Here is a 23103-nt window from a genome sequence, read left to right as displayed (position 1 = left end):
TCGAAGGGCCACCGGAGGAGCCGCGGTCCGCATCCGCGACACATGCCCGTAACGCGGGCTCGGTATGCTCGCCGGACAACAGAACACGACGGCCGACCACCCGCCGCGGGAGAGCCCCCGACCCGGAGCGCACTGCATCCGGGGTCAGGGCACCGAAGGAGCAAGCTCCCCGCCAATCTCTCAGGTCCAACACCGCAGCGGGCAGGCCACTCTGAAAAGCAGACACGCGATCGTGGGCACCTCCCACGGCCTCGTCGTCTCGCCCACGGTGAAAGCCGCCGGACCTCACGGGCCGCGGTGAAGCTCTCAGGCCCATGACAGAGGGGGAGTTCCGCACCCGACGACGGTCGTCGGGCCCTGCCGATGCCAGGAGAACTCCGTCCATGTCAGACCCATCGTCCGTGCTGCGTTCGTCGCCACTCGAGGCCGCGCACGTCGCCGCCGGCGCCACCTTCACCGACTTCGGCGGCCACCGCATGCCGGTCCGCTACTCGTCCGACCTCGCCGAGCACCACGCGGTGCGCCAGGCAGCCGGCGTGTTCGACCTCTCGCACATGGCCGAGATCGGCGTGCAGGGGCCCGACGCCGTCCCGTACCTCGACGCCGCGCTCGCCGGGTCGTTCGGCACGATGCCGGTCGGTCGGGCCAAGTACTCGTTGCTCCTGACCCCGGACGGCGGGATCCTCGACGACCTCGTCGTGTACCGCACCGGTGACGACGTCTTCCTCGTCGTGGCGAACGCCGGCAACCGGGACGTCGCCGTGCAGGCCATGCGGGAACGCGCCGCCGGGCACGACGTCTCGGTCACGGACGACTCCGACCGGACCGCCCTCGTCGCGATCCAGGGTCCGGCTGCCGCCGGGACGCTCGACGCCCTCGTCGTCGCCGACCGCCTGCAGCCGGAGACCCCGCTCGACGAACTGCGCTACTACCGGGTGCTGCACGCGCTCTTCGACGGCAGCGAGGTCCTCATCGCCCGCACCGGCTACACCGGCGAGGACGGCTTCGAGCTGTACAGCGACACCGACACCGCGCCGGTGCTCTGGGACGCCCTGCTCGACGCGGGTGCCGAGCGCGGGGTCGTGCCCGCCGGACTCGCCGCTCGCGACACCCTCCGCCTCGAAGCCGGCATGCCGCTCTACGGCCACGAGCTCGACACCTCCGTCCGTCCGGCGCAGGCCGGGCTCGGCCGGGTCGTCGCGACCTCGGGCTCGTTCGTCGGTGACGCCGGCGTGCAGCCCGCACCGGACGCCCGCGTGCTCGTCGGCATCACGATGGCGGGGCGCCGCGCTGCCCGCGCCGGGTACGACGTGCTCCGCGACGGTGTCGTCGTCGGCACCGTCACCTCCGGTGCCCTCTCGCCCACGCTCGGCCACCCGGTCGCGATGGCCTTCGTCGACCCGGACTGCGCCGACGGGGGACAGGTCCTCCACATCGACGTCCGCGGTACCGCCATCCCCGGAACCGTCACCGCTCTCCCCTTCTACCGCCGCGCTTCGAGAGGCTGATCCCCATGACCGACCAGACCGCACTGCAGTACACCAAGGACCACGAGTGGATCCTCGTCGAGGGCGACGTCGTCACCGTCGGGATCACCGACCACGCGGCCGAACAGCTCGGTGACGTCGTCTACGTCGAGCTCCCCGCCGTGGGCACCACCACGACGGCGGGCGAGCAGCTCGGCGAGATCGAGTCGACCAAGAGCGTCGGTGAACTCTTCGCCCCGATCGAGGGCGAGGTCGTCGAGGTCAACGACGCCGTCGTCGCGACCCCGGACACCGTCAACCAGGACCCGTTCGGCGCCGGTTGGCTCGTCAAGCTCAAGGTCGACGGCACCTCCTTCCCGGAGGACCTCATGGACCACGACACGTACCGGGCCTCGATCGCATGACCGCGGACCAGGACCTCACCACGTCGACGAACCTGCAGACCACGTTCGCCGACCGCCACATCGGCACCACGCTCGCCGACCAGCAGGCCATGCTCGACGTCGTCGGGCAGTCCTCGCTCGACGCCCTCGTCCGGGCCGCCGTCCCGGAGTCGATCCACGCCGCACCGATCGCGCACTCGTCCGTGCCGACCGCGGTGGGGGAGACCGAGGCGCTCGCCGAACTGCGTGCCGTCGCCGGGCGCAACACCGTCCGACGCGCGATGATCGGCCTCGGCTACTCCGACACGCACACGCCCGCGGTCATCCAGCGGAACGTGCTCGAGAACCCGAGCTGGTACACGGCCTACACGCCGTACCAGCCGGAGATCTCGCAGGGCCGGCTGGAAGCGTTGATCAACTTCCAGACGATGGTGTCCGACCTCACCGGCATGGCGACCGCCGGGGCGTCGATGCTCGACGAGGGCACCGCCGTCGTCGAGGGCATGCTCCTCGCCCGCCGTGCCTCGAAGGTCAAGGGCGACGCGTTCCTGGTGGACGCCGACCTCCTCCCACAGACCGCCGCGATCCTCGGCCACCGCGCGGAAGCCGTCGGCATCACCCTGCGTGGCTTCGACGCCGCCGACGGGCCCACCGACGAGCAGCTCGACGGCGCCTTCGGCGTGGTCCTGCAGTACCCGGGCGCCTCCGGCCGGGTCGTCGACCCGAGCCGCACCATCGAGCGCGTCCACGCGGGTGGCGGCATCGCCGTCGTCGCGGCCGACCTGCTCGCGATGACCCTGCTCGCCAGCCCCGGGGACCTCGGCGCCGACGTCGCCGTGGGCACCAGCCAGCGTTTCGGTGTCCCGCTCGGCTTCGGTGGCCCGCACGCCGGCTACCTCGCCGTCCGTGCCGGTCTCGAGCGCCAGCTGCCCGGTCGTCTCGTCGGGGTGTCCTTCGACGCCGACGGCGGCATGGCCTACCGCCTCAGCCTGCAGACCCGCGAGCAGCACATCCGCCGCGAGAAGGCGACGAGCAACATCTGCACCGCGCAGGTGCTCCTCGCCGTGATGGCGTCGATGTACGCGGTCTACCACGGGCCCGAAGGCCTGCGCTTCATCGCGCACCGGGTCGCCCGGACGACGGCGGCGCTCGCCGACGTCGCCCGTGCCGCGGGCGCCGAGGTCGTGCACGACGACTTCTTCGACACCCTGACGCTCCGGTTCACCGGTGGCGCCGAGTCCCTCGTCAGCGCCGCGCACGACGCCGGGTACCTGCTCCACCTCGTGGACGCCGACACCCTGCAGCTGTCTGCCGACGAGACGACCACGCCGGAGGACGTCGCCGCACTCGCCGCGGTGTTCGGTGCCGCCGACGTGACCGTCCCGGGGACCGAGACCGCCGTGCGTGACGCGGGCACGGGCCTCCCGGCCGCGCTCGAGCGACAGAGCGCGTTCCTGACCCACCCGGTCTTCTCCGCGCACCGCAGTGAGACCCGCATGATGCGGTACCTCAAGCACCTCTCCGACAAGGACTACGCGCTCGACCGCGGCATGATCCCGCTCGGCAGCTGCACCATGAAGCTCAACGCGGCGACCGAGATGGCAGCCGTGACGTGGCCGGAGTTCGCCCGACTGCACCCGTTCGCCCCGCGCGAGGACGTGCAGGGCTACCTCGACATGATCGGCGACCTCGAGACCTGGCTCGGCGAGGTCACCGGGTACGACACGGTCTCGGTCCAGCCGAACGCCGGCAGCCAGGGCGAACTCGCCGGGCTGCTCGCGATCCGCGGGTACCACCGGTCCCGCGGGGACGACGCCCGGACGGTGTGCCTCATCCCGTCGAGCGCGCACGGGACGAACGCCGCCTCGGCGGTCCTCGCAGGCATGCGGGTCGTCGTCGTGGCCTGCGACGAGGACGGCAACGTCGACCTCGTCGACCTCCGTGCGAAGACCACCGAGCACGCCGGACAGCTGGCCGCGCTGATGATCACCTACCCGTCGACGCACGGCGTCTACGAGCACGACATCACCGCGATCTGCGACGCCGTGCACGACGCCGGCGGCCAGGTCTACGTCGACGGTGCCAACCTGAACGCGCTCCTCGGGCACGCCCGCTTTGGGGACTTCGGTGGCGACGTCTCGCACCTCAACCTGCACAAGACGTTCTGCATCCCGCACGGCGGCGGCGGCCCGGGCGTCGGTCCGGTCGCGGCGAAGGCGCACCTCGCACCGTTCCTGCCAGGCCACCCGATGGCGCAGGAGGCCGACCGTCGCACCGGTGCCGACGCAGCCGTCGACGGCGACCGCCTCGCGCACGCCGGCGGGCCGGTCTCGGCAGCGCCGTACGGCAGCCCGAGCATCCTGCCGATCACCTGGACCTACGTCCGGATGATGGGGGTCGAGGGGCTCACCCGGGCGACCGAGGTCGCCGTGCTCGGCGCGAACTACCTGGCGGCACGTCTGCGCGAGGCGTTCCCGGTCCTCTACACGGGGGAGTCCGGCCTGGTCGCGCACGAGTGCATCCTCGACCTGCGTCCCCTGCGCGAGGCGACGGGCATCACGGTCGACGACGTCGCGAAGCGGCTCATCGACCACGGCTTCCACGCACCGACGATGTCGTTCCCCGTCGCAGGCACGCTCATGGTCGAACCGACCGAGAGCGAAGACCTGGCCGAGCTCGACCGCTTCGTCGACGCCATGCTCGCCATCCGTGCCGAGGCGGACGCGGTCGCCCGGGGCGAGTGGCCGGCGGAGGACAACCCGCTCGTCAACGCGCCGCACACGGCCGCGTCGGTGATCACGGGGGAGTGGCAGCACGCGTACACCCGTGAGCAGGCGGTCTACCCGTCGGCCGGCCAGGCCGGTCGGAAGTACTGGCCGCCGGTGCGCCGGATCGACCAGGCGTACGGGGACCGCAACCTCGTGTGCGCTTGCCCGCCGGTGGAGGCGTTCGCGTAGGACGACAGCAGCCCGGACAGGGCGGCAGGACGGACGGGAGGCCCGTGGCGGGATCGCCACGGGCCTCCGGCGCGCATCGTGCGGGGTGGAGCGCTCCGAATGCAACCGCTCGCGGGCGACATCTGTGGTTCACCCGGGCGTCACCTGCGCGCTGCACGGACGTTGATGCAAACGCAACAGATGAGCGGTACTCCGGCTCAGACGCGCGGAAGTTGCATTGTGCCGCAACGATCCTGCAACTTGGTTTCAGGCGTGTAACCGATGCGCGCAGGGTTTGGTCGGTTCTCTCTGCACTGCCTACAGTTCAGGAGTCAAACGTGCCGGGAGGGACCTCTGTGCCCGGCGCGTCCCATGCACCAGGAGGAACTCTTGATCAAGAAGCGCGCTGGGCTCACTGCCCTCGCCGTGCTCGGGGCCACAGCAATTGCCCTGACCGGCTGCTCCGGCAACGGTGGCGGAAGCGGCTCGGGCTCCGGCTCCGGCTCCGGTTCGGCCAACGCCACCGGCATCGTCACCACGAACGGCAGCGAACCGCAGAACCCGCTCATCCCCTCGAACACCACCGAGACCGGTGGCGGCAAGATCATCACGTCGCTGTTCGACGGTCTGTTCTCGTACGACGCCGACGGCAAGCCGGTGAAGGAACTGGCCAAGAGCGTCGAGACCGACGACTCGAAGACCTTCGACATCACGATCAACTCGGGGTGGAAGTTCACCAACGGCGAGGCCATCACCGCCGAGTCCTTCACGAAGGCGTGGAACTGGGCAGCCCAGAAGTCGAACGCGCAGGGCGCGAGCTACTTCTTCGAGAACATCGAGGGCTACGACGCCGACAAGGACTCCGAGCTCACCGGCCTCAAGGTCAAGAGTGACGACGAGTTCACCGTGACGCTGAAGTCGGCGCAGTCGGACTTCCCGCTGTCCCTCGGCTACAACGCCTTCGTGCCGCTCCCCTCGGTCTTCTACGACGACACCAAGGCCTTCGGTGAGAACCCGATCGGCAACGGTCCGTACAAGCTCGACGGCAAGAGCGCCTGGACGCACAACCAGGACATCAAGCTCGTCACGAACAAGGACTACCAGGGCAAGCGCAAGCCGAAGAACGGTGGTCTGACGATCACGTTCTACACGTCCCAGGACACCGCGTACTCCGACGCCCAGGGCGGCAACCTCGACGTCCTCGACGCCGTGCCGGACGCCGCGTTCGCGACCTACAAGTCGGACTTCCCCGACTCGAACGTCAACCAGGCCGCCGCGATCTTCCAGGCGATCTACCTGCCCTACTACCTCGACCACTGGAAGGGCGAAGAGGGCAAGCTCCGTCGCGAGGCGGTGTCGCTGTCGATCAACCGCAAGCAGATCACCGACAAGATCTTCCAGGGCACCCGCACCCCGGCCAAGGACTTCACCTCCCCGGTGATCGACGGCTGGACCGGCGACCTCAAGGGCTCCGACGTCCTCAAGTACAACAAGTCCGAGGCCAAGAAGCTGTGGAAGCAGGCCGACGACATCTCGCCGTACAACGACACGCTCACCATCGCGTACAACGCTGACGGTGGACACGAGGCCTGGGTCACCGCCGTGACCAACTCGATCTCCAGCACGCTGGGCATCAAGGCCGAGGGCAAGGCCCTCCCGACGTTCGCCGAGGCGCTCGCGCTGCAGACGGACGACAAGCTCACGGGCGGAAGCCGCACCGGTTGGCAGGCCGACTACCCGTCGCTGTACAACTTCCTCGGCCCGACCATGGGTGAAGGCTCGTCGAACAACTACTCGCGCTACGACTCGGCCGAGTACAACGAACTGCTCGCCAAGGGCCGTTCGGCCTCGTCCGTCGAAGAGGGCAACAAGTCCTTCGACAAGGCTCAGGAGCTGCTGCTCAAGGACCTGCCCGAGATCCCGCTCTGGTACTCCAACGTCACCGGTGTCTGGTCTGCCGACAACGTGAAGAACGTCAAGTTCGGTTGGGACTCCGTCCCGCTGTACTACGACATCGAGGTCACCAAGTAACACACGTCTCCTCGCGAGACACATCGCGGACAGGTATCCTGCTCCGCGGCCAACCGGACGGGGGTTCGGGGACCACGGTCCCCGAGCCCCCGTACCACGGCGGTCACACCTTCCCCCACGAACGCGGGCGCCGCCGCCCGCACCGGACACCCGTGCCGACCCTCGGACCGTCCACCCCTCACGACATGAACCTGAACGACATGCGCGCTGCGAACCAGGCAGGGATCTGATGCTCTGGTACCTCGGCAAGCGCCTCCTGCAGCTCATCCCCGTCTTCTTCGGGGCCACGTTCCTCATCTACTTCATGGTGTTCTCGCTGCCCGGGGACCCGGTCGCCGCACTGTTCGGCGACCGCCAGCCGTCGCCGCAGGTGATCGAAGCGATCCGGCAGCAGTACAACCTCGACAAGCCGTTCTTCGTCCAGTACCTGCTCTGGGTCGGTGGCCTGTTCCGCGGTGACCTCGGCACGACGTTCTCGGGCCTGCCGGTCAGCCAGCAGCTCGCAGCGGCGTTCCCGATCACCGCGCGCCTGGCGATCCTGTCGCTCGTCTTCGAGGCCGTGGCCGGCATCGTCGTCGGTGTCGTCGCCGGTCTCCGCAAGGGCAAGCTGTTCGACGCGACGGCCCTCGTCGTCTCGCTGCTGCTCATCTCGGTCCCGACCTTCGTCGTCGGATTCCTGCTGCAGTACGTCCTCGGCATCAACCTCGGCCTGTTCCGCGTGACCGTATCCGGCCAGGCGCCGTGGTCCGAGCTGGTGCTGCCGGCGATCGTGCTGGCGTCGGTGTCGTTCGCCTACATCGTGCGTCTGACCCGTGCGAGCGTCGCCGAGAACATGAGCGCTGACTTCGTGCGGACCGCGACCGCGAAGGGTCTGTCCCGTCGTCGCGTCGTCGGGGTGCACATCTTCCGGAACTCGCTGATCCCGGTCGTGACCTACCTGGGCGTCGACATCGGCAACCTGATGGTCGGTGCGATCGTGACCGAGGGCATCTTCAACATCCACGGTGTGGGTGGCACGGTGTTCCAGGCCGTCAAGCTCGGCGAAGGCCCCACGGTGGTCTCCTTCGTCGCCGTGATGGTCATCATCTTCATGCTCGCCAACCTCCTGGTCGACCTGCTCTACGCCGTCCTGGACCCGAGGATCCGCTATGCCAAGTAACACCGAACCCCGCTCGGCGACGCACTACGTCGCGCCGATCGAGGAGACTCCGCTCCTGGCGGTCGACCAGGTCAACGAGGACGAGAAGACCCGTTCGCTGTGGACCGACGCATGGGAGTCCATGCGCCGCCGTCCCACGTTCTGGATCTCGTCGGTCCTCATCCTGCTGATCATCGTCGTCGCGATCGCGCCCGGGCTGTTCACGCACCTGGACCCGCGCGCCGCGAACCTCGACGACAGCAACGAGGGCCCGCGTGCCGGTCACCTGCTCGGCTTCACGCGGCAGGGCTACGACGTGTACGCCCGCGTCATCTGGGGTGCCCAGAACTCCCTCATCGTCGGCCTGCTCGCGACCGTGCTCGTCACGATCGTCGGCGTGGTCATCGGTGCCCTCGCCGGGTTCTACGGCGGCTGGCTCGACACGATCGTCTCCCGCATCGGCGACGTCTTCTTCTCGATCCCGACCGTCCTCGGCGCTATCGTGATCATGTCGGTGGTGCCGGCGCGGAACGCCGTGACGGTGTCGCTCGTGCTCGCCGTCTTCGCCTGGCCGCAGATCGCGCGCATCATGCGCGGTGCCGTGCTCAGCGCGAAGCAGGCCGACTACGTGACCGCGTCCGCGGCGCTCGGTGTCAGCCGCTTCACCACGCTCGTGCGGCACGTGATCCCGAACTCGCTCGCTCCGGTCATCGTCGTCGCGACGGTGTCCCTCGGCACGTTCATCGTCGCGGAGGCCACCCTGTCGTTCCTCGGCATCGGCCTCCCGCCGTCGGCACTCAGCTGGGGCCTCGACATCGGTGCCGCGCAGTCGTCGATCCGCACCAGCCCGTCGACGATCTTCTGGCCGTCCGCCGCCCTGTCCATCACCGTGCTCGCGTTCCTCCTCCTCGGTGACGTGGTCCGCGACGCGCTCGACCCGAAGGCGAGGGCCCGCCGATGAGCGAGACACTCACCGAGCCGAACGCCAAGGCGTCCGGCACACCCGGCGCCCCGCTGCTGGAGATCACCGACCTGCACGTCGGCTTCAAGACGCAGTCCGGTCTGGTTCAGGCCGTCCGTGGCGTCAACATGACGCTCGAGCAGGGCGAGCGCCTGGCGATCGTGGGGGAGTCCGGTTCGGGCAAGTCCACCAGCGCGCAGGCGATCATCAAGCTCCTCCCCGGCACCGGCCAGATCACCGGCGGATCGATCAAGCTGAACGGGCGCGAGCTCGTCGGCCTGAACGAGAAGCAGATGGCCGAGATCCGCGGAACCGAGATCGGGTACGTCCCCCAGGACCCGATGTCGAACCTCAACCCGCTCTGGAAGATCGGGTTCCAGGTCGAAGAGGCCATCAAGGCGAACGGCATGGCGACCGGCAAGTCCGCGATCCGTGCCCGGGCCGTCGAGGTCCTGCAGGAGGCCGGACTCGGTGACGCCGAGAGCCGTCTGAAGCAGTACCCGCACGAGTTCTCCGGCGGTATGCGCCAGCGCGTCCTCATCGGCATCGGTCTGTCCAGCCGCCCGAAGCTGCTCATCGCCGACGAGCCGACCTCGGCCCTCGACGTCACCGTGCAGCGTGTCATCCTCGACCACCTCGAGAGCCTGACGCGCGACTTCGGCACCTCGGTCCTGTTCATCACCCACGACCTCGGCCTGGCTGCCGAGCGTGCCGAGAAGCTCGTGGTGATGTACAAGGGCCAGGTCGTCGAGGCCGGTCCGTCCAAGGAGATCCTGGCGAACCCGCAGCACCCGTACACGCAGCGACTCGTCGCCGCGGCACCGTCGCTCGCGAGCCGTCGTATCCAGTCGAAGGTGCAGCACCAGTCCGTCGCGATCGCCGACACCGGCAGCGAGGACGACGAACTCCTGGCCCGCGCCCACGAGCGCGAGAGCAGGCCCGCCGAGGACCTCATCGTCGTCAAGGACCTGCAGAAGGTCTACAAGCTGCGTGGTCAGGGCATGGCGACCCGAGAACTCAAGGCCGTCGACGGCGTCTCCTTCGCGATCCCGAAGGGCACCACCACGGCGCTCGTCGGCGAGTCCGGTTCGGGCAAGTCCACCGTCGCCAAGCTCGTCCTGCAGCTCGAGTCGATCACGTCCGGTTCGGTGCAGTTCGACGGCATCGACATCGGTGCGCTCAAGGGCAAGGACCTGTTCGACTTCCGTCGCCGCGTCCAGCCCGTGTTCCAGGACCCGTACGGCTCGCTGGACCCGATGTACAACGTCGGCAACACGATCGCCGAGCCTCTCAGCACGCACAAGGTCGGCGACAAGGCCTCGCGCCGTGCCCGGGTCCTCGAGCTGCTCGACCAGGTGGCACTGCCGAAGTCGATGGTCAACCGGTACCCGAGCGAACTGTCCGGTGGACAGCGGCAGCGCATCGCCGTCGCGCGTGCGCTGGCGCTCAAGCCGGAGGTCATCGTCCTCGACGAGGCGGTCTCGGCCCTCGACGTGCTCGTGCAGGGTCAGATCCTCGACCTGCTCACCGAGCTGCAGTCGGAGCTCGGTCTGACCTACCTGTTCATCACCCACGACCTGGCGGTCGTCCGTCTGGTCGCGGACAACGTGTGCGTGATGCGCAAGGGCCAGATCGTCGAGAAGGCGACGACCGATGAGGTCTTCGCCAACCCGCGTGAGCAGTACACGAAGGACCTGCTGGCCGCCATCCCCGGCGCCGGCTTCGAGTTCGGTCGCTGACCCGCAGAGCCCGCAACACGAGGAACGCGCCGCCCCGCCTCGGGACGGCGCGTTCCGTCGTTCCGGGTGTCGGACGGGAGGCCCGCCTCACGACGCGCACACCGGGAACGCCCCGGTGGTCGATGGCGGTGTCGGTCAGGTCAGAGGCGCGCGCCGGCCAGGCTGCCGGCGATCCCGAGGACGACGAGGGCGACGATCGCCCAGCCGTGCACACGGTGCACGATCGGTGCCGCGGTGACCGTCGCCGGGGGAGCGCCGTCGTACGCGACCGGGGCGGGTACCCGCGCACGCATCTCGTCCGCCGCAGCGGCGACGCTGAGTTGCACCGGGCCTCCCGGCCGTTCGATCGCGAGCCGTGCCGTCGGACGCGGCGCGATCCAGACCCGCTGTTCACCCTGGTCGGTGACGACCTCGAGCCCGTACTTCGACCGGACGTCCTGCACGCGGCGCCAGGCGAAGCGGGTGGTGCGGCGGACGTCGACGACGACCAACTCGTCCTCGGTCAGCTCGATGCGCGGACGCCAGAGCACGACCCAGGCGAACCAGGCGGTGAAGAGGGACGGCACCGGCACCAGCCACGCGGCGCGGAGGCCGTTCGTGACGAGTCCGATGACGACGAGGGCGACGGCGACGACCCAGAGTGCGACGGCGAAGCGGCGCATGTTGGTCACGACGATCCGGGTGGGCGCTGTCCGTTCGGGCATGGGGGCAAGCCTAGGAGAGACCGCATCGGCGGGCGACGAGAGCGCCTCCCCGGGACCACCCACCGAGCGGACCAGACAGGCCGAGCACGTACCGGCAGGAGACCCGATGTCCCGGGGAGGCGAACCCGGAGGTCTGCAGGGCAATCATCGTCACCCCGTCGGTCCCGCCTGTCAACGCCTCATTCGACGAGTTGCTCGATCTGGTCACGGATGACCTCGGCGCGCGGGAAGCGGAGGCCGACCAGGCCCACGTGCCGCCAGCGCACCAGGCCGTCCGGACCGATGACGAAGACGGAGCGGCGGAGGCCGAGGCCGGGCACGTGGACGCCGTAGGCGCGGACGACGTCACCGGCGACGTCGGAGAGCAGTGGGAAGGAGAGCGACGCGTTCCGGGCGAAGCCCTCGTGCGAGTCGAGCCCCTGCGGGCTGATGCCCCAGACCACGGCACCGAGGTCGCGGAAGTCGTCGAGTTCCTGCTGGTAGGAGCAGAGTTGGGCGGTGCAGACGGGGGTGGCGTCACCGGGGTAGAAGGCGAGGACGACCGGGCGGCCGACCTCGGCCGCGAGCGAGTACTCCGCGTCGTTGCGGACACCATCGCGGACGATCATTCCGGGGAGCGCGAAGCCCGGCGCCGCGGTGCCCGTGTCGGGGATGGCCATGGGGCAACAGTACGGTCCGGGCAGTCGATGCGACGGGGACTGCACCGTGCATGTCCTGCGAGAGCGCACACCGGACGGAACCGGGACGACGAAGGGGCCGGACGCAGTGCGTCCGGCCCCTCGCTGACCGTCAGTCGGTGGCTACTTGGTGAAGCCGACCTTCGTCCAGTCGATGTTCTGCGCACCCGCGAACGCGCCGTAGTTGGCGAGCTTCGGGTTCTGGGCGACCAGCGCGGGCTTCGCGGTGATCGGCATCGAGTGTCCGATCGACCAGACCTGCTTGTCGATCTTGTTCCAGATGACGTTGGCCTTGTCCGAGTCCGGCTCGGACAGCGCCTGCTTCGTCAGCTTGTCGATCGCACCCGAGCTGACGCGGCCGTAGTTCTGGCCGGTGGCACCCGAGGTGTAGATCGTCGCCGCGCTGGAGTGGAAGCCGGTGCCGCCCCAGACGAAGATCGTCATGTCGTAGTTGCCGGGGGTGACGTACTGCTCGAAGAAGTCGTCGGTGGCGACCGACTTCAGGGTGAGCTTGACGCCGATCTCCTTCAGCTGCTGCTGCATGACCTGCGCCAGCTGCTGCGAGGTCGGGGCACCGGACGGGATCGTGACGGCGATCGCGAGCTGCTTGCCGCCCTTCGAGCGGTAGGTGCCGTCGGTCTTCCAGCCGTCGTCGTCCAGCAGCTTCTTCGCCTTCTCGACGTCGAAGTCGCCGTTCGGCTTGATGTTCGACTTGTAGCCCTTGTCCGTGGACAGGAACAGGTGGTTGTCGAGCGTGCCGAGCTTGTAGGGCAGGGTGCCGCCGATGACCTGGGCCAGGGCGTCACGGTTCACACCGTGCTGGATCGCCAGCCGGAGCTGCTTGTCCTTGAGCAGACCGTGCGACGAGAAGTCCACGTGGGTGTACTGCGCGGATGTCGAGGCGAGGATCTTCGAGTTCTTCACCTTCTTCACCCGGTCGAAGCGCTCCGACGTCGTCGTGAGGACGGAGTCGATCTCCTTGTTGAGGTACGCGTCGACGTCGGCGTTGCCGTCCAGCGACCGGAAGATCACCTGGTCGAGCTTCGGCTTGTCGCCCCACCAGTTGTCGTCCGGCTTCATGGTGACGGTGCCGGCGGTCTCGTTCAGGTCGGTGATCTCGTACGGACCGGACGAGACCGGGACCTTGCCCTTGTACCCGTTGTTGAACTGGTCAGGCGTGCTGGTCTGGCTGGCCGGGTACAGCGGACTGAACAGGGACTTCCAGTCCGAGAACGGGGTGGCGAACTCGACCACGACGTCCTTGTCGGTCGCGCCCTTGGTGACGGAGGAGATGTCCTCGTAGCCGGTCGAGCCGGCGATGAGGTAGGCCTTGTCCTCGCCGTTGGTGGTCTTCCACTCGTTCTCGAAGTCACGCCAGGTGATCTCCGAGCCGTCGCTCCACTGGGCGTCGTCGTTGATCGTGTACGAGATCGTGAGCGGGTCGTCGCTCGTGACCTCCGCCTTCGAGACGTAGTCGGTGTTGAGCGTCGGGGCACCCTTGCCGTCGATCGTGTAGATGAACGGCATCGTCGCCTGTTCGATCGTCGACGCGTCGACGAGTGGACCGTCGACCTGGTTGTAGTTCCACTGCGAGACCCACTGCGAGATCGGCAGACGCAGTGTGCCGCCGTCTTCCAGGTCCGAGACGGGCTTCGCGTTGATCTGTGCCGAGGTCGGCAGCGTCTTCTTGCCCGAGTCGTCCGAGGCGGACCCGCCGGATCCACCCGAGCCGCCCGAGCAACCGGTCACGGCGAGTGCGATGCCGGCGAGGGCCGCCGTCACCACGATGACTTTCCTGTGCTTCATTTCGTTCCCCTCTGGAAGTTGTCGTTGAGCCTAGGGCCCCCCAGCGGGGGTAGAGCGCTTTTTCTGCATCCGACGTACTTTCGTTACGAGCCCGGCCGTGGCGCGACATGTACCGGAAACAAACGAGGCTCTATGGTGGCCTCCATGATCCGCTTCCTGGCGCGTCGATTCGTGTACTACGTCGTGCTCGTGTTCCTCGCGACCTCGCTGACCTACTTCCTCGCGTCAGCGACGTTCAGCCCCCGCTCCGTCTACGCGCAGCGGAACCCCGCGCCGTCAGCGCAGGTCATCGACGCCAAGCTCGACGACATCGGCGTCAACGACAAGACCCCCGTCGTGATCCGCTACGGGCACTGGCTCGAAGGCGTGGTGCACGGTGACCTCGGCCAGACGATCCAGGACCGCTCCGTGAACGAACAGTTCTTCCCGCGGCTCGGGGTGAGCCTCCGACTGCTGCTCGTCGGGTCGATCGCCGGCATCGTGCTCGGCGTGCTCGTCGGCGTGTGGAACGCGATCCGGCAGTACCAGATCTCGGACCGGGTGAGTGCCGCGATCTCGATCGTGCTGTTCTCGACACCCGTGTTCCTGACCGCCGTGTTCCTGAAGATCGGTGCGACCAAGCTCAACCAGGACGCCGGCAGCCAACTCATCAACTTCACCGGCGAAGCCACGCCCGGACTCGACGGATCGGCGTTGACCCTGCTCGTCGACCGCGGCGCGCACCTGCTGCTGCCGACGATCTCGATCGCGGTGGGCCTCATCGCCATCTACAGCCGCTACCAGCGCGCGACCATGCTCGACGTCCTGGGCTCGGACTTCCTCCGGACCGCTCGGGCGAAGGGGCTCACGCGCGGCCGCGCCACGTTCAAGCACGGCCTGCGCACCGCACTCATCCCGATGACCACGCTCTTCGCCTACGGGTTCCTCGGCATCCTGACCGGGGCCACCCTGACCGAGAAGATCTTCGCGTGGAACGGGCTCGGTTCGTGGTTCATCGACGCGGTGAACGGCAACGACGTCAACGTCGTGACGGCGTACACGCTGTTCGCCGCGGTGGTGGTGCTCATCGCCGGGTTCCTCGCCGACGTCGCGACCGCCGCGCTCGACCCGCGCGTCAGGAGGGCATGACATGACCGACACCCGGATCGAACCCGTCGACCCGTCGCTCATCGCGCGGAGCGACACCCCGGCCCGTCCGAAGCGGCAGGGCAACCGGTTCCTGCAGACCACGCGGCGCCTCTTCATGAACCGCGGTGCCGGCATCGGCGTCATCGTCGTCGTGGTGCTGTTCGCCTTCGCGTTCATCGGCCCGCTGGTCAGCCCCTGGCAGTACTCGGCGATCGACTACACGTCGTTCACGCGACCGCCCAGCGCAGCGCACTGGTTCGGTACGAACGGCATCGGGCAGGACGTGTTCGCGCAGACCGCACGCGGCATGCAGAAGAGCCTGCTGATCGGCCTGCTCGTCGCCGTGTTCTCGACCGCGATCGCGGCGATCACGGGTGCGGCCGCCGGGTACTTCGGCGGCTGGGTCGACCGCATCGTGATGTTCTTCGTCGACATGCTGCTCGTGCTGCCGTCGTTCCTCATCATCGCGATCATCAGCCCGCGCATCCAGAACGCCGGCTGGCTGGTCCTGGTCGTGCTCATCACGCTGTTCGGCTGGATGATCACCGCCCGTGTGGTGCGGGCGATGACGCTGTCCGTCAAGGAACGCGAGTTCGTCCGGGCCGCCCGCTACATGGGGATCGGCCCGTTCCGGATCATCTTCCGGCACATCCTGCCGAACGTGGCGTCCTTCCTCATCATCGACGGCACGATCCAGGTCGCCACCGCGGTGCTCGGCGAGACGACGCTGAGCTACTTCGGCTTCGGCGTGCAGGCACCCGACGTCTCGCTGGGCACCCTGATCGCGCAGAACCAGGCCAACGCGCTGACCAGCCCGTGGCTGTTCTACTTCGCAGCCGGCGCGCTCGTGGTCTTCGCGATCGCGGCGAACCTGATCGGTGACGGTCTCCGCGACGCCCTCGACCCCACCTCGACGACCGGCAAGCGCGAGAAGCGCAACCGCCGTCGTGACCAGAACCAGGCGGCCGTGGACGTGGCCGCGTTGAACACGCAGGCCGGCTCCGGCGTATGACCGCCGCACTGACCATCGGGGAAGCAGCATGAGCACCATCACGAACGGGTCGGCCGCGACGCCGACGACCACCACTGAGCCGATCCTGCGGGTCCGTGACCTGCACGTCCGCTTCCCGACGCCGCGGGGGACCGTGCACGCGGTCCGCGGGGTCGACCTGGAACTCCGACGCGGCGAGGTCCTCGGCATCGTCGGGGAGTCCGGGTCCGGCAAGTCGGTGACGAGCATGGCCGTCCTCGGACTGCTGCCCGAGACGACGAAGGTGACCGGCTCCGTCGAACTCGACGGCGAGGAACTCCTCGGCCGCTCGGACAAGCAGATGAGCCGGCTTCGTGGCGACAAGGTCGCGATGGTCTTCCAGGACCCGCTGTCCGCGTTCACACCGGTGTACACGATCGGTGACCAGATCGCCGAGACCGTCCGCCTGCACCGCGGTGCCTCGAAGGCGGAGGCCCGTGCCCGTGCGATCGAGCTCCTCGAACTCGTCGGGATCCCCGAGCCCGCCCGCCGCGTCGACGCCTTCCCGCACGAGTTCTCCGGCGGCATGCGGCAGCGCGCGATGATCGCGATGGCGATGGCGAACGACCCCGACGTGATCCTGGCGGACGAGCCCACCACGGCGCTCGACGTCACGATCCAGGCGCAGATCATCGAGGTGCTCCGGACCGCCCAGCGCGAGACGGGTGCGGCGCTGGTGTTCGTCAGCCACGACCTCGGGGTCATCGCGGGCATCGCCGACCGGATCGCCGTGATGTACGCCGGCCGGATCGTCGAGACAGCGACCGCCGAAGAGCTGTTCGCCCGTCCGCGCATGCCGTACACGATCGGACTCATCGGGGCGCTCCCGCGGCTCGACGCCACCGACCGGTCGCCGCTCGTGCCGATCCCCGGGTCGCCGCCCTCGCTCATCGACCTGCCGGACGCCTGCCCCTTCGCGGCTCGTTGCCCCCTGGTCAGCGAGGTCTGCCGGTCGACCGAGCCGGCCCTCGCTCCGCCGGTGGGCATCGGCATCGCAGCCGTCGACGCCGCCGCCGTCGGTACCCGGGCGGATGCGGACGAGACCACCGCGAGCACCGCCACGCCCTCGGCTGCCAGCGCGTCCCGTCCACTGCACGCTTCCGGTCACACCGCCGCATGCCACCGCACCGCCGAGGTCGCCGCCGCCCACGCGGATGCCGGCCGGATCTTCGCCCTGCCCGTCGTCCCCGAGCACGCCGCCGCGGTCGAGGCGTCGCGCACCGACCGTGAGCCCGTCGTGCACGTCGAAGGGCTCACCAAGACGTTCCCGCTCGTCAAGGGCGCCGTGTTCCGTCGGAAGGTCGGCGACGTCTACGCCGTCGACGGAGTGGACCTCGACATCCGCCGCGGTGAGACCCTCGGCCTCGTCGGCGAGTCCGGCTCCGGCAAGTCGACGACCCTGCACCAGCTGATGGACCTCGAGCGTCCCGAAGCGGGAACCGTCGAACTGTTCGGCGAATCACTCGCCGACGCCACCGCCCGCGGTGCAGCCGGCACACGGGCACTGCGTCAGCGCATCTCGATGGTGTTCCAGGACCCGTCCGCCAGCCTCGACCCGCGCATGTCGGTGTTCGACGTCGTCGCGGAACCGCTCCGAGCGATCGGTGCGCCGGCGTCCCGCATCGACGAACGGGTGCCCGAACTGCTCGGCCTGGTCGGGCTGCAGGCCGCCGAGGCAGACCGTTACCCGCACGAGTTCTCCGGCGGGCAGCGGCAGCGCATCTCCATCGCACGTGCGCTCGCGGTGGAGCCGGACCTCGTCGTCCTCGACGAGCCGGTCTCCGCCCTCGACGTGTCGATCCAGGCTGGCGTGCTCAACCTGCTCGCCGAACTCAAGGCACGCCTTGGGCTCTCGTACCTGTTCGTCTCGCACGACCTCTCCGTCATCCGGCACGTCGCCGACCGGGTCAGCGTGATGTACCTCGGCCGCACGGTCGAGGAGGGTTCCGTCGACGAGGTCTTCGAACGCCCGATGCACCCCTACACGGCAGCACTCATGTCCGCCGTGCCGGTGCCGGACCCCGTCATCGAGCGGTCCCGCACGACGATCCTGCTGCCGGGTGACCCACCCAGCCCGACCGAGCGACCGACCGGCTGCCGGTTCCGGTCACGCTGCCCGCTCTACGCGATCCTCCCGGAGGAGGAGCGCCGCCGTTGCGAGCAGGAGTCGCCCGAGAAGGCGCCCCGCCGCGGCGAGGACGTCGACCACCGCGCGGCGTGCCACTACCCGGAGAAGGTCCCGTCGATCGCGGCTTAGCCGTGGGATGACGGGAGGCGGTGCGCACGACGTGCGAACCGCCTCCCGTCCGTCTCGTGGTGCGGCTCAGATCTTCGGAGGGCTGATGACGGGGGAGTCCCACGTCGGCGGATCGGGGTACTCGCCGGGCCTCGAACTCCCGGGGGTGCAGTCCGGCGGCACGGCTCCCGACTGCTTCCGAGAGGGCATCGTCGTCGTTGGTCCAGAACAGGTGGCTGTAGACCGTCAGCGAGTAATGACCACTCCGTTGGACGAGGTACTCGACATGCCAGCCGTCGTTGGTGAAACCGTCGAGGTAGTAGGTAGGCCCGACCCGTTCGACGTGGGAGCTCCAGTCGTTCGCGGTGAAGTAGTCGAGCATCGGGTTGAGATCTGACTTGGCTCCCTCTGCGCCTTCGGGGTCGTACGAGCGACTCGAGGTCAGTGCGTAGGTGTTGTGCGTGTCCGCACCGGGCAACGGTGCCATGCCGTCGCCGCCGATCTGGGGGATGTCGTCTCCGCCGTTCCAGTGCCACTCGCCGCCGTGGACAGCGAGCTGCGCTCCCTCGAGCAATCGCTGCATGTGGTCGTAGCGGTCGCGGTACCGATCGAACTCCTCATGGAGTGTCATCGCGTGGACCTGTTCCTGGGTGAGTCCGGCGGCGTCCTTCGGCATTTCTGGCCCCCTCGCCGCGCAACCGGCCAACCCGAGCACGGTCAGAGCGACGGCTACGAGCCCCGATCGGTGGCGCATCGTCAGATCTCGGGCTGGTTGATGATGGGCGACTCCCATGATGGCGGGACGGGGTGTTCGCCCGGGACGGAGTCGTCCGGCCACTGCAGCGCAGACCTGCCGTACACAGCCGTCGACAGGTCGAGCGCGTCGTTGGTCCAGAACAGTTCGCTGTAGACGTCGAGGGAGTACCGCCCGTTGGTGCGGAGGCTGTAGTTGATCTGCCATCCGTCGCCTGTGTTGGCCCAGACTTCGTAGCTGTCGGAGATCGCGCGTTGGTCGATCGCCCACCCCTGGTGTTCGAAGTACTCGATCATGGGGTCGAGGTCGCGCTGCGCACCGGTGGCGCCAGGTGGCATCCAGATGCGGCCAGAAGTGAGGAAGTAGCTGTTCTTGGTGTCTGCTCCGGGCAGGGGAGCGACCCCGTCGCCTCCGATCCCAGGGATTCCGTCGCCGGCGACCCATTCCCATTCGCCATCGTGGACGGCGAGCTGCGCTCCCTCGAGCAGCCGTTGCATGTGTTCGTAGTGGTCGCGGTAGCGGTCGTACTCCTGGTGGAGTGTCAGCTCTCGGACCTGTTCCTGGGTGAGTCCGGCGGCGTCCTTCGGCATCTCTGTTCCGCCCGACGCGCAACCGCCCAGTAGCCCGAGAACGGTGGAGGCGATCACCCCGAGTCGAATCCGGTCTCGCATCGTCAGATCTTCGGAGGGCTGATGATCGGGGAGTCCCATGTCGGCGGATCGGGGTACTCGCCGGGTCTGGAGTAGGCGGGGTGACGTCCTCCGGCGCGGCCGCCCACAGCTTCGGACAGGGCGTCAGCGTCGTTCGTCCAGAACAGGTCGCTGTAGACCGTGAGCGAGTAATGACCGCTCTGTTGAACGAGGTACTCGATACGCCAGCCGTCATCGGTGAAGCCGTCGAGGTAGTAGGTACGACCGACCCGTTCGACGTGGAAGCTCCAACTGTTCGCGGTGAAGTAGTCGATCATGGGGTCGAGGTCAGACCTGGCCCCCTCGGCGCCTTCAGGGTCGTACGAGCGACTCGAGGTCAGGGCGTAGGTGTTGTGCGTGTCCGCGCCGGCCAGCGGGCGCGCCCCGTCGCCGCCGATCTGCGGGATGTCGTCCCCGCCGTTCCATCGCCACGCTCCCTCGTACAGCTGTCGCTGCGCATCGGCGAGCACCTCCTGCATCTTCCGGTACTGCTCGCGGTAGCGGTCGAACTCCTCACGCAAGGAGAGCGTGGCGACCTCCTGCTGCGTGCGTGCTCCTGCGTCTTCGTCCACGGTCCCCTCTCCGGACGTGCACCCGACAGTCAGCCCGACTGTCAGGAGGACGGCACCGATCGTGCCGACTGTCCTGGTCGACGTCTTCATTCCGGCCTCCCCGTTGCGATGATCTCGGCGATGTGCCGCTGTGATGTGGCTCCCGGTGACAGGTACCCCACGCCCCGCGGCGGGTACATGTCGTGACCAGTGACCGCGTTCGTTTCCGGCCCTGCCTCCGCCGAGAAGACGTGCACGCTGGGCAGTGCACGCGGGTCGGTCCGACCGATCCTCCCGAGGCGGGCCGTGTGGTCCTGCTCACCCTCCGTGGCGAAGACCTCGCCGACGTTGAGGTGCTCGGGCTTCGTGTCGTCGGTGAGCCCCACGGACCCGTACGTGACGACGGCATCGATCCGGTACCGCGTCTGCGCGGTCGCTTCGACAGCGACCGCAGACCCGTAGGAGTGTCCGAGCACCGTCAGACGGCGAGGGCCGTTGCCGTTCCGGCTGTCGCGGACACCATCGAGGAAGGACGTGAGCTCGGCCCCGCCCGCGACCGCACGCTGCTGGGAAGGCACCTCGATGGCCGCCGGTGCCCGGTAACCGAACCAGGAGACGAAGGCGAAGGTCGACGAGGGGGTGAGTCGCATCGCTCGGCGTACCACGCCGTTGGCGGCGCGGACCTTCTCATCCGCGCTGTCGAGCGTGGTCGTTGCGCCCGGTACGTTCACCGTGACGTTCGACGCCGTGTCGAGGTCCCCGAGTGACACCGCAGCGACGAGTGCCCCGTCCGACGCTCCGAACCCGACGAGTTGCGCCACGGCCGCGGACGGTGCGTCGAGTCCCTGCGCCAGTCGATCCGCCCGCCGTACCCCCTTCCACAACGCCGCCACCTGTCGACGGAACTCGTCCATCCCCACCGCCCCGTAGGCGTACGGCAGCCCGAGCATCCGGTACACCCGCTCCGGGTTCGCCAGCGCGGCGGTCAGGACCGCGCGCGAGGCGATGTCCCGCGCCGCAGCCGGGACACCGTCGAGGTTCGCGATCTGCAGCTTCGTCGCCAGGGGGAGCGCGCGGAGGTCGTGTTCCGACAGCCCGAGTCCCCGCCAGGCCGCTGCGACCTCGGCCGGCGTCGCCGACGGGTCCAGTGCTCGTCGGAGTGCCGCGGGCATGGTCGACGTGCCGGCGACGTCGAGGGTCCCGTTCGCCAGGGACACGCGACCACCCGCGGCGGCGAACGCGTCTGCGATGCGTGCCGCCCATGCTGCGTCCTCGGCGTTCTCGGCCAGGTAGTCCCCGAACCCGACGACCAGGGTGGCCTCGTCGACCGGGACCCAACTGCACCGACTGATGAAGCCCGCCCACGCGTTCCGGACCCGTGTCAGGTCCTGTTCGGTGGCCGCGTCCTGCACATGAGCCGAGTCGCTGAACTCGCGGATGCGCCGCGGGTCGGCACCGCTCCGGCCGCCCGTACCGCTCGGACCACCCGCGCCACTCCCGCCGCCGCTGCTCCGCGGCCGGGTCCGCGCACGGAACGACGCCGTCAGCGGTGTCGGACGGACCGGGGTGTCCGCCGGCTCCGGGTCCCAGAGACAGCTGGACCAGTCCAGTGTCGGCCGCAGCGGGGCTCCGACGGTGAGGAGGGCCCGGTCCCGTTCCCGTTCGCGCTCCTGCCACGCGGCACGAGCCTCCTGTCGCCGGCGCTCCTCGTCCGCCTGACGGTTGACGACGTGCAGCTGGACGGCGAGGTCCTCGAGCGCCCTCGTCAACCGGACCCGGTCCTCCGACTCGATCGTCCGGGCCGCCTCGAACAGGCGCGCGTATGCACCGTGGAAGTCGTGCAGTGCCGTCTCGGCGCTGGCACGCCGGCCGGCACCGCTCGCCCGGAGGCCCAGCGCCGCGTCCGTCAGGCAGGTGAGCAGCCGTGACGCGGCCACGTCGTCGAACTCGATCCCCATCGCTCCCCACATCGCTCGGTGCAATGTGTGGAACGTAGCATTTCAGGAGGTCAGCGCGACAAGCGAGCGCATTCCTGTGGAGAACAGTCCCGTCGAGGACGACCGAGGAAGCGACGTCGCGTCACGAGAAGAGCCCCGGGAAGGCCCGTGCGACGAACGGGTAGCCGACGAACACGGTGGCGTCGAGGAGCACGTGTGTGATCACGAGGGGGAGCAGCCGTCCCCACCGCGTGTAGATCCAGCCGAAGACGATGCCCATCACCGCGTTGCCGATGAACGCGCCGAAGCCCTGGTACAGGTGGTAGCTCCCGCGGAGGACCGCGGTGGACAGGATGACCTGCCACCGCCCCCACCCGAGATCGCCGAGGCGTGCGTACAGGTAGCCGATGACGATCACCTCTTCCTGCAGGCCTGATCGAACGGCCGACAGCAGGAGCACCGGGATCGTCCACCAGTACGACCCGAGGGCGGCCGGGTCGACGGCGACGGTGATCCCGAGGGCACGGCCCGTGAAGTACAGCGCGAGGCCCGGGACCCCGATGCAGAGTGCGATCAGGGCCGCACCGCCGAGGTCAGGGCGGACCCGGAAGCGGTCGATGCCGAGCCGACCGAGGTGCGGACGCGAGCTGCTCCACAGCAGCATGCAGACCAGTGCCACGGGCGCCAGGTCGACCGCGATCCCCAGGAGTTGGCGCGCGAGGTCCACGTACTGCACGGTCGTCGTCGAGGTGTTCAGTGCCGTCGACTGCTGCCCGAGCGGCGTCGTCTGGGACAGGTCGTCGATGATCTGCAGCACCGAGTAGAGCGCGCTGGAACCCAGTGAGAGCATGAGGACGACGGTGATCTCGGTCCACGTTCGCCGACGGCTCATACGCTGTACTCCCTCTGCTTGCCA

At 68.8% G+C, this 23103-nt stretch carries 17 protein-coding genes and 1 riboswitch; of the genes, 10 read left to right on the top strand and 7 right to left on the bottom strand.

What is annotated here, in order from left to right:
* Nucleotides 1–96 precede the first annotated feature (96 nt).
* Nucleotides 97–205, top strand: a riboswitch (glycine riboswitch).
* A gap of 178 nt (nucleotides 206–383) precedes the next feature.
* The 7 genes from gcvT to DEJ31_RS03845 all read left to right on the top strand — a co-directional run bounded on the left by gcvT (nucleotide 384) and on the right by DEJ31_RS03845 (nucleotide 10675).
* Nucleotides 384–1508: a glycine cleavage system aminomethyltransferase GcvT gene (gene gcvT / locus DEJ31_RS03875; RefSeq protein WP_110903297.1), complete on the top strand. Its 1125-nt coding sequence runs from the start codon at nucleotides 384–386 to the stop codon at nucleotides 1506–1508.
* A 5-nt stretch (nucleotides 1509–1513) separates the two neighbouring features.
* A complete protein-coding gene (gene gcvH / locus DEJ31_RS03870) occupies nucleotides 1514–1891 on the top strand; it encodes a glycine cleavage system protein GcvH (protein ID WP_110903296.1) in 378 nt (125 codons plus the stop codon).
* Nucleotides 1888–4827, top strand: coding sequence for an aminomethyl-transferring glycine dehydrogenase (gcvP, locus tag DEJ31_RS03865; protein WP_111121243.1), 2940 nt, complete (start codon nucleotides 1888–1890; stop codon nucleotides 4825–4827). The genes gcvH and gcvP overlap by 4 nt, the downstream gene beginning before the upstream one ends.
* A 369-nt stretch (nucleotides 4828–5196) precedes the next feature.
* Nucleotides 5197–6837: an ABC transporter substrate-binding protein gene (locus DEJ31_RS03860; RefSeq protein ID WP_181421534.1), complete on the top strand. Its 1641-nt coding sequence runs from the start codon at nucleotides 5197–5199 to the stop codon at nucleotides 6835–6837.
* A gap of 229 nt (nucleotides 6838–7066) precedes the next feature.
* Nucleotides 7067–7996 carry an ABC transporter permease gene (locus DEJ31_RS03855; RefSeq protein ID WP_110903293.1) on the top strand — a complete coding sequence of 310 codons (930 nt, stop codon included), beginning with the start codon at nucleotides 7067–7069 and terminating at the stop codon, nucleotides 7994–7996.
* Entirely contained in the window at nucleotides 7986–8936 is a 951-nt protein-coding gene (locus tag DEJ31_RS03850) for an ABC transporter permease (protein WP_110903292.1), read from the top strand. The genes DEJ31_RS03855 and DEJ31_RS03850 overlap by 11 nt, the downstream gene beginning before the upstream one ends.
* On the top strand, nucleotides 8933–10675 hold the full coding sequence (locus tag DEJ31_RS03845) for an ABC transporter ATP-binding protein (RefSeq protein WP_110903291.1): 1743 nt from the start codon (nucleotides 8933–8935) through the stop codon (nucleotides 10673–10675). The genes DEJ31_RS03850 and DEJ31_RS03845 overlap by 4 nt, the downstream gene beginning before the upstream one ends.
* Nucleotides 10676–10815: 140 nt before the next feature.
* On the opposite strand, the gene DEJ31_RS03840 is transcribed toward DEJ31_RS03845, so the two are convergent.
* The 3 genes from DEJ31_RS03840 to DEJ31_RS03830 all read right to left on the bottom strand — a co-directional run bounded on the left by DEJ31_RS03840 (nucleotide 10816) and on the right by DEJ31_RS03830 (nucleotide 13862).
* Complete coding sequence (locus DEJ31_RS03840) at nucleotides 10816–11379, bottom strand: PH domain-containing protein (protein WP_111121242.1); 564 nt, start codon at nucleotides 11377–11379, stop codon at nucleotides 10816–10818.
* 179 nt (nucleotides 11380–11558) lie between these two features.
* A complete protein-coding gene (locus DEJ31_RS03835) occupies nucleotides 11559–12038 on the bottom strand; it encodes a peroxiredoxin (protein WP_110903289.1) in 480 nt (159 codons plus the stop codon).
* A 141-nt stretch (nucleotides 12039–12179) separates the two neighbouring features.
* Entirely contained in the window at nucleotides 12180–13862 is a 1683-nt protein-coding gene (locus DEJ31_RS03830; RefSeq protein ID WP_111044649.1) for an ABC transporter family substrate-binding protein, read from the bottom strand.
* 144 nt (nucleotides 13863–14006) lie between these two features.
* Here DEJ31_RS03830 and DEJ31_RS03825 point away from each other — a divergent pair, with 144 nt between their 5' ends.
* From DEJ31_RS03825 to DEJ31_RS03815, 3 genes are read left to right on the top strand one after another with little or no spacing between them, the layout of a single operon-like run.
* Nucleotides 14007–14990 (top strand): ABC transporter permease, encoded by a 984-nt coding sequence (locus tag DEJ31_RS03825; RefSeq protein WP_110903390.1) that lies wholly within the window; start codon nucleotides 14007–14009, stop codon nucleotides 14988–14990.
* Between the two features lies 1 nt (nucleotide 14991).
* On the top strand, nucleotides 14992–16002 hold the full coding sequence (locus DEJ31_RS03820) for an ABC transporter permease (RefSeq protein WP_110903287.1): 1011 nt from the start codon (nucleotides 14992–14994) through the stop codon (nucleotides 16000–16002).
* 28 nt (nucleotides 16003–16030) lie between these two features.
* Nucleotides 16031–18277, top strand: coding sequence for an ABC transporter ATP-binding protein (locus tag DEJ31_RS03815; protein ID WP_111121241.1), 2247 nt, complete (start codon nucleotides 16031–16033; stop codon nucleotides 18275–18277).
* Nucleotides 18278–19012: 735 nt separating this feature from the next.
* On the opposite strand, the gene DEJ31_RS03810 is transcribed toward DEJ31_RS03815, so the two are convergent.
* The 4 genes from DEJ31_RS03810 to DEJ31_RS03795 all read right to left on the bottom strand — a co-directional run bounded on the left by DEJ31_RS03810 (nucleotide 19013) and on the right by DEJ31_RS03795 (nucleotide 23079).
* On the bottom strand, nucleotides 19013–19600 hold the full coding sequence (locus DEJ31_RS03810; RefSeq protein ID WP_111044651.1) for a hypothetical protein: 588 nt from the start codon (nucleotides 19598–19600) through the stop codon (nucleotides 19013–19015).
* An 83-nt stretch (nucleotides 19601–19683) separates the two neighbouring features.
* Entirely contained in the window at nucleotides 19684–20271 is a 588-nt protein-coding gene (locus DEJ31_RS03805) for a hypothetical protein (protein WP_111044652.1), read from the bottom strand.
* Nucleotides 20272–20357: 86 nt separating this feature from the next.
* Nucleotides 20358–22208 carry an alpha/beta hydrolase gene (locus tag DEJ31_RS03800; RefSeq protein WP_181433448.1) on the bottom strand — a complete coding sequence of 617 codons (1851 nt, stop codon included), beginning with the start codon at nucleotides 22206–22208 and terminating at the stop codon, nucleotides 20358–20360.
* A 121-nt stretch (nucleotides 22209–22329) separates the two neighbouring features.
* Nucleotides 22330–23079, bottom strand: a complete 750-nt coding sequence (locus DEJ31_RS03795) for a CPBP family intramembrane glutamic endopeptidase (protein WP_111121238.1) — start codon at nucleotides 23077–23079, stop codon at nucleotides 22330–22332.
* Nucleotides 23080–23103 lie beyond the last annotated feature (24 nt).

Source organism: Curtobacterium sp. MCPF17_031 (genome assembly GCF_003234035.1).
Classification (GTDB): domain Bacteria; phylum Actinomycetota; class Actinomycetes; order Actinomycetales; family Microbacteriaceae; genus Curtobacterium.
The sequence above is the reverse complement of the archived record's forward strand: the minus strand, read 5'-3'. Positions and strand labels throughout refer to the sequence as shown.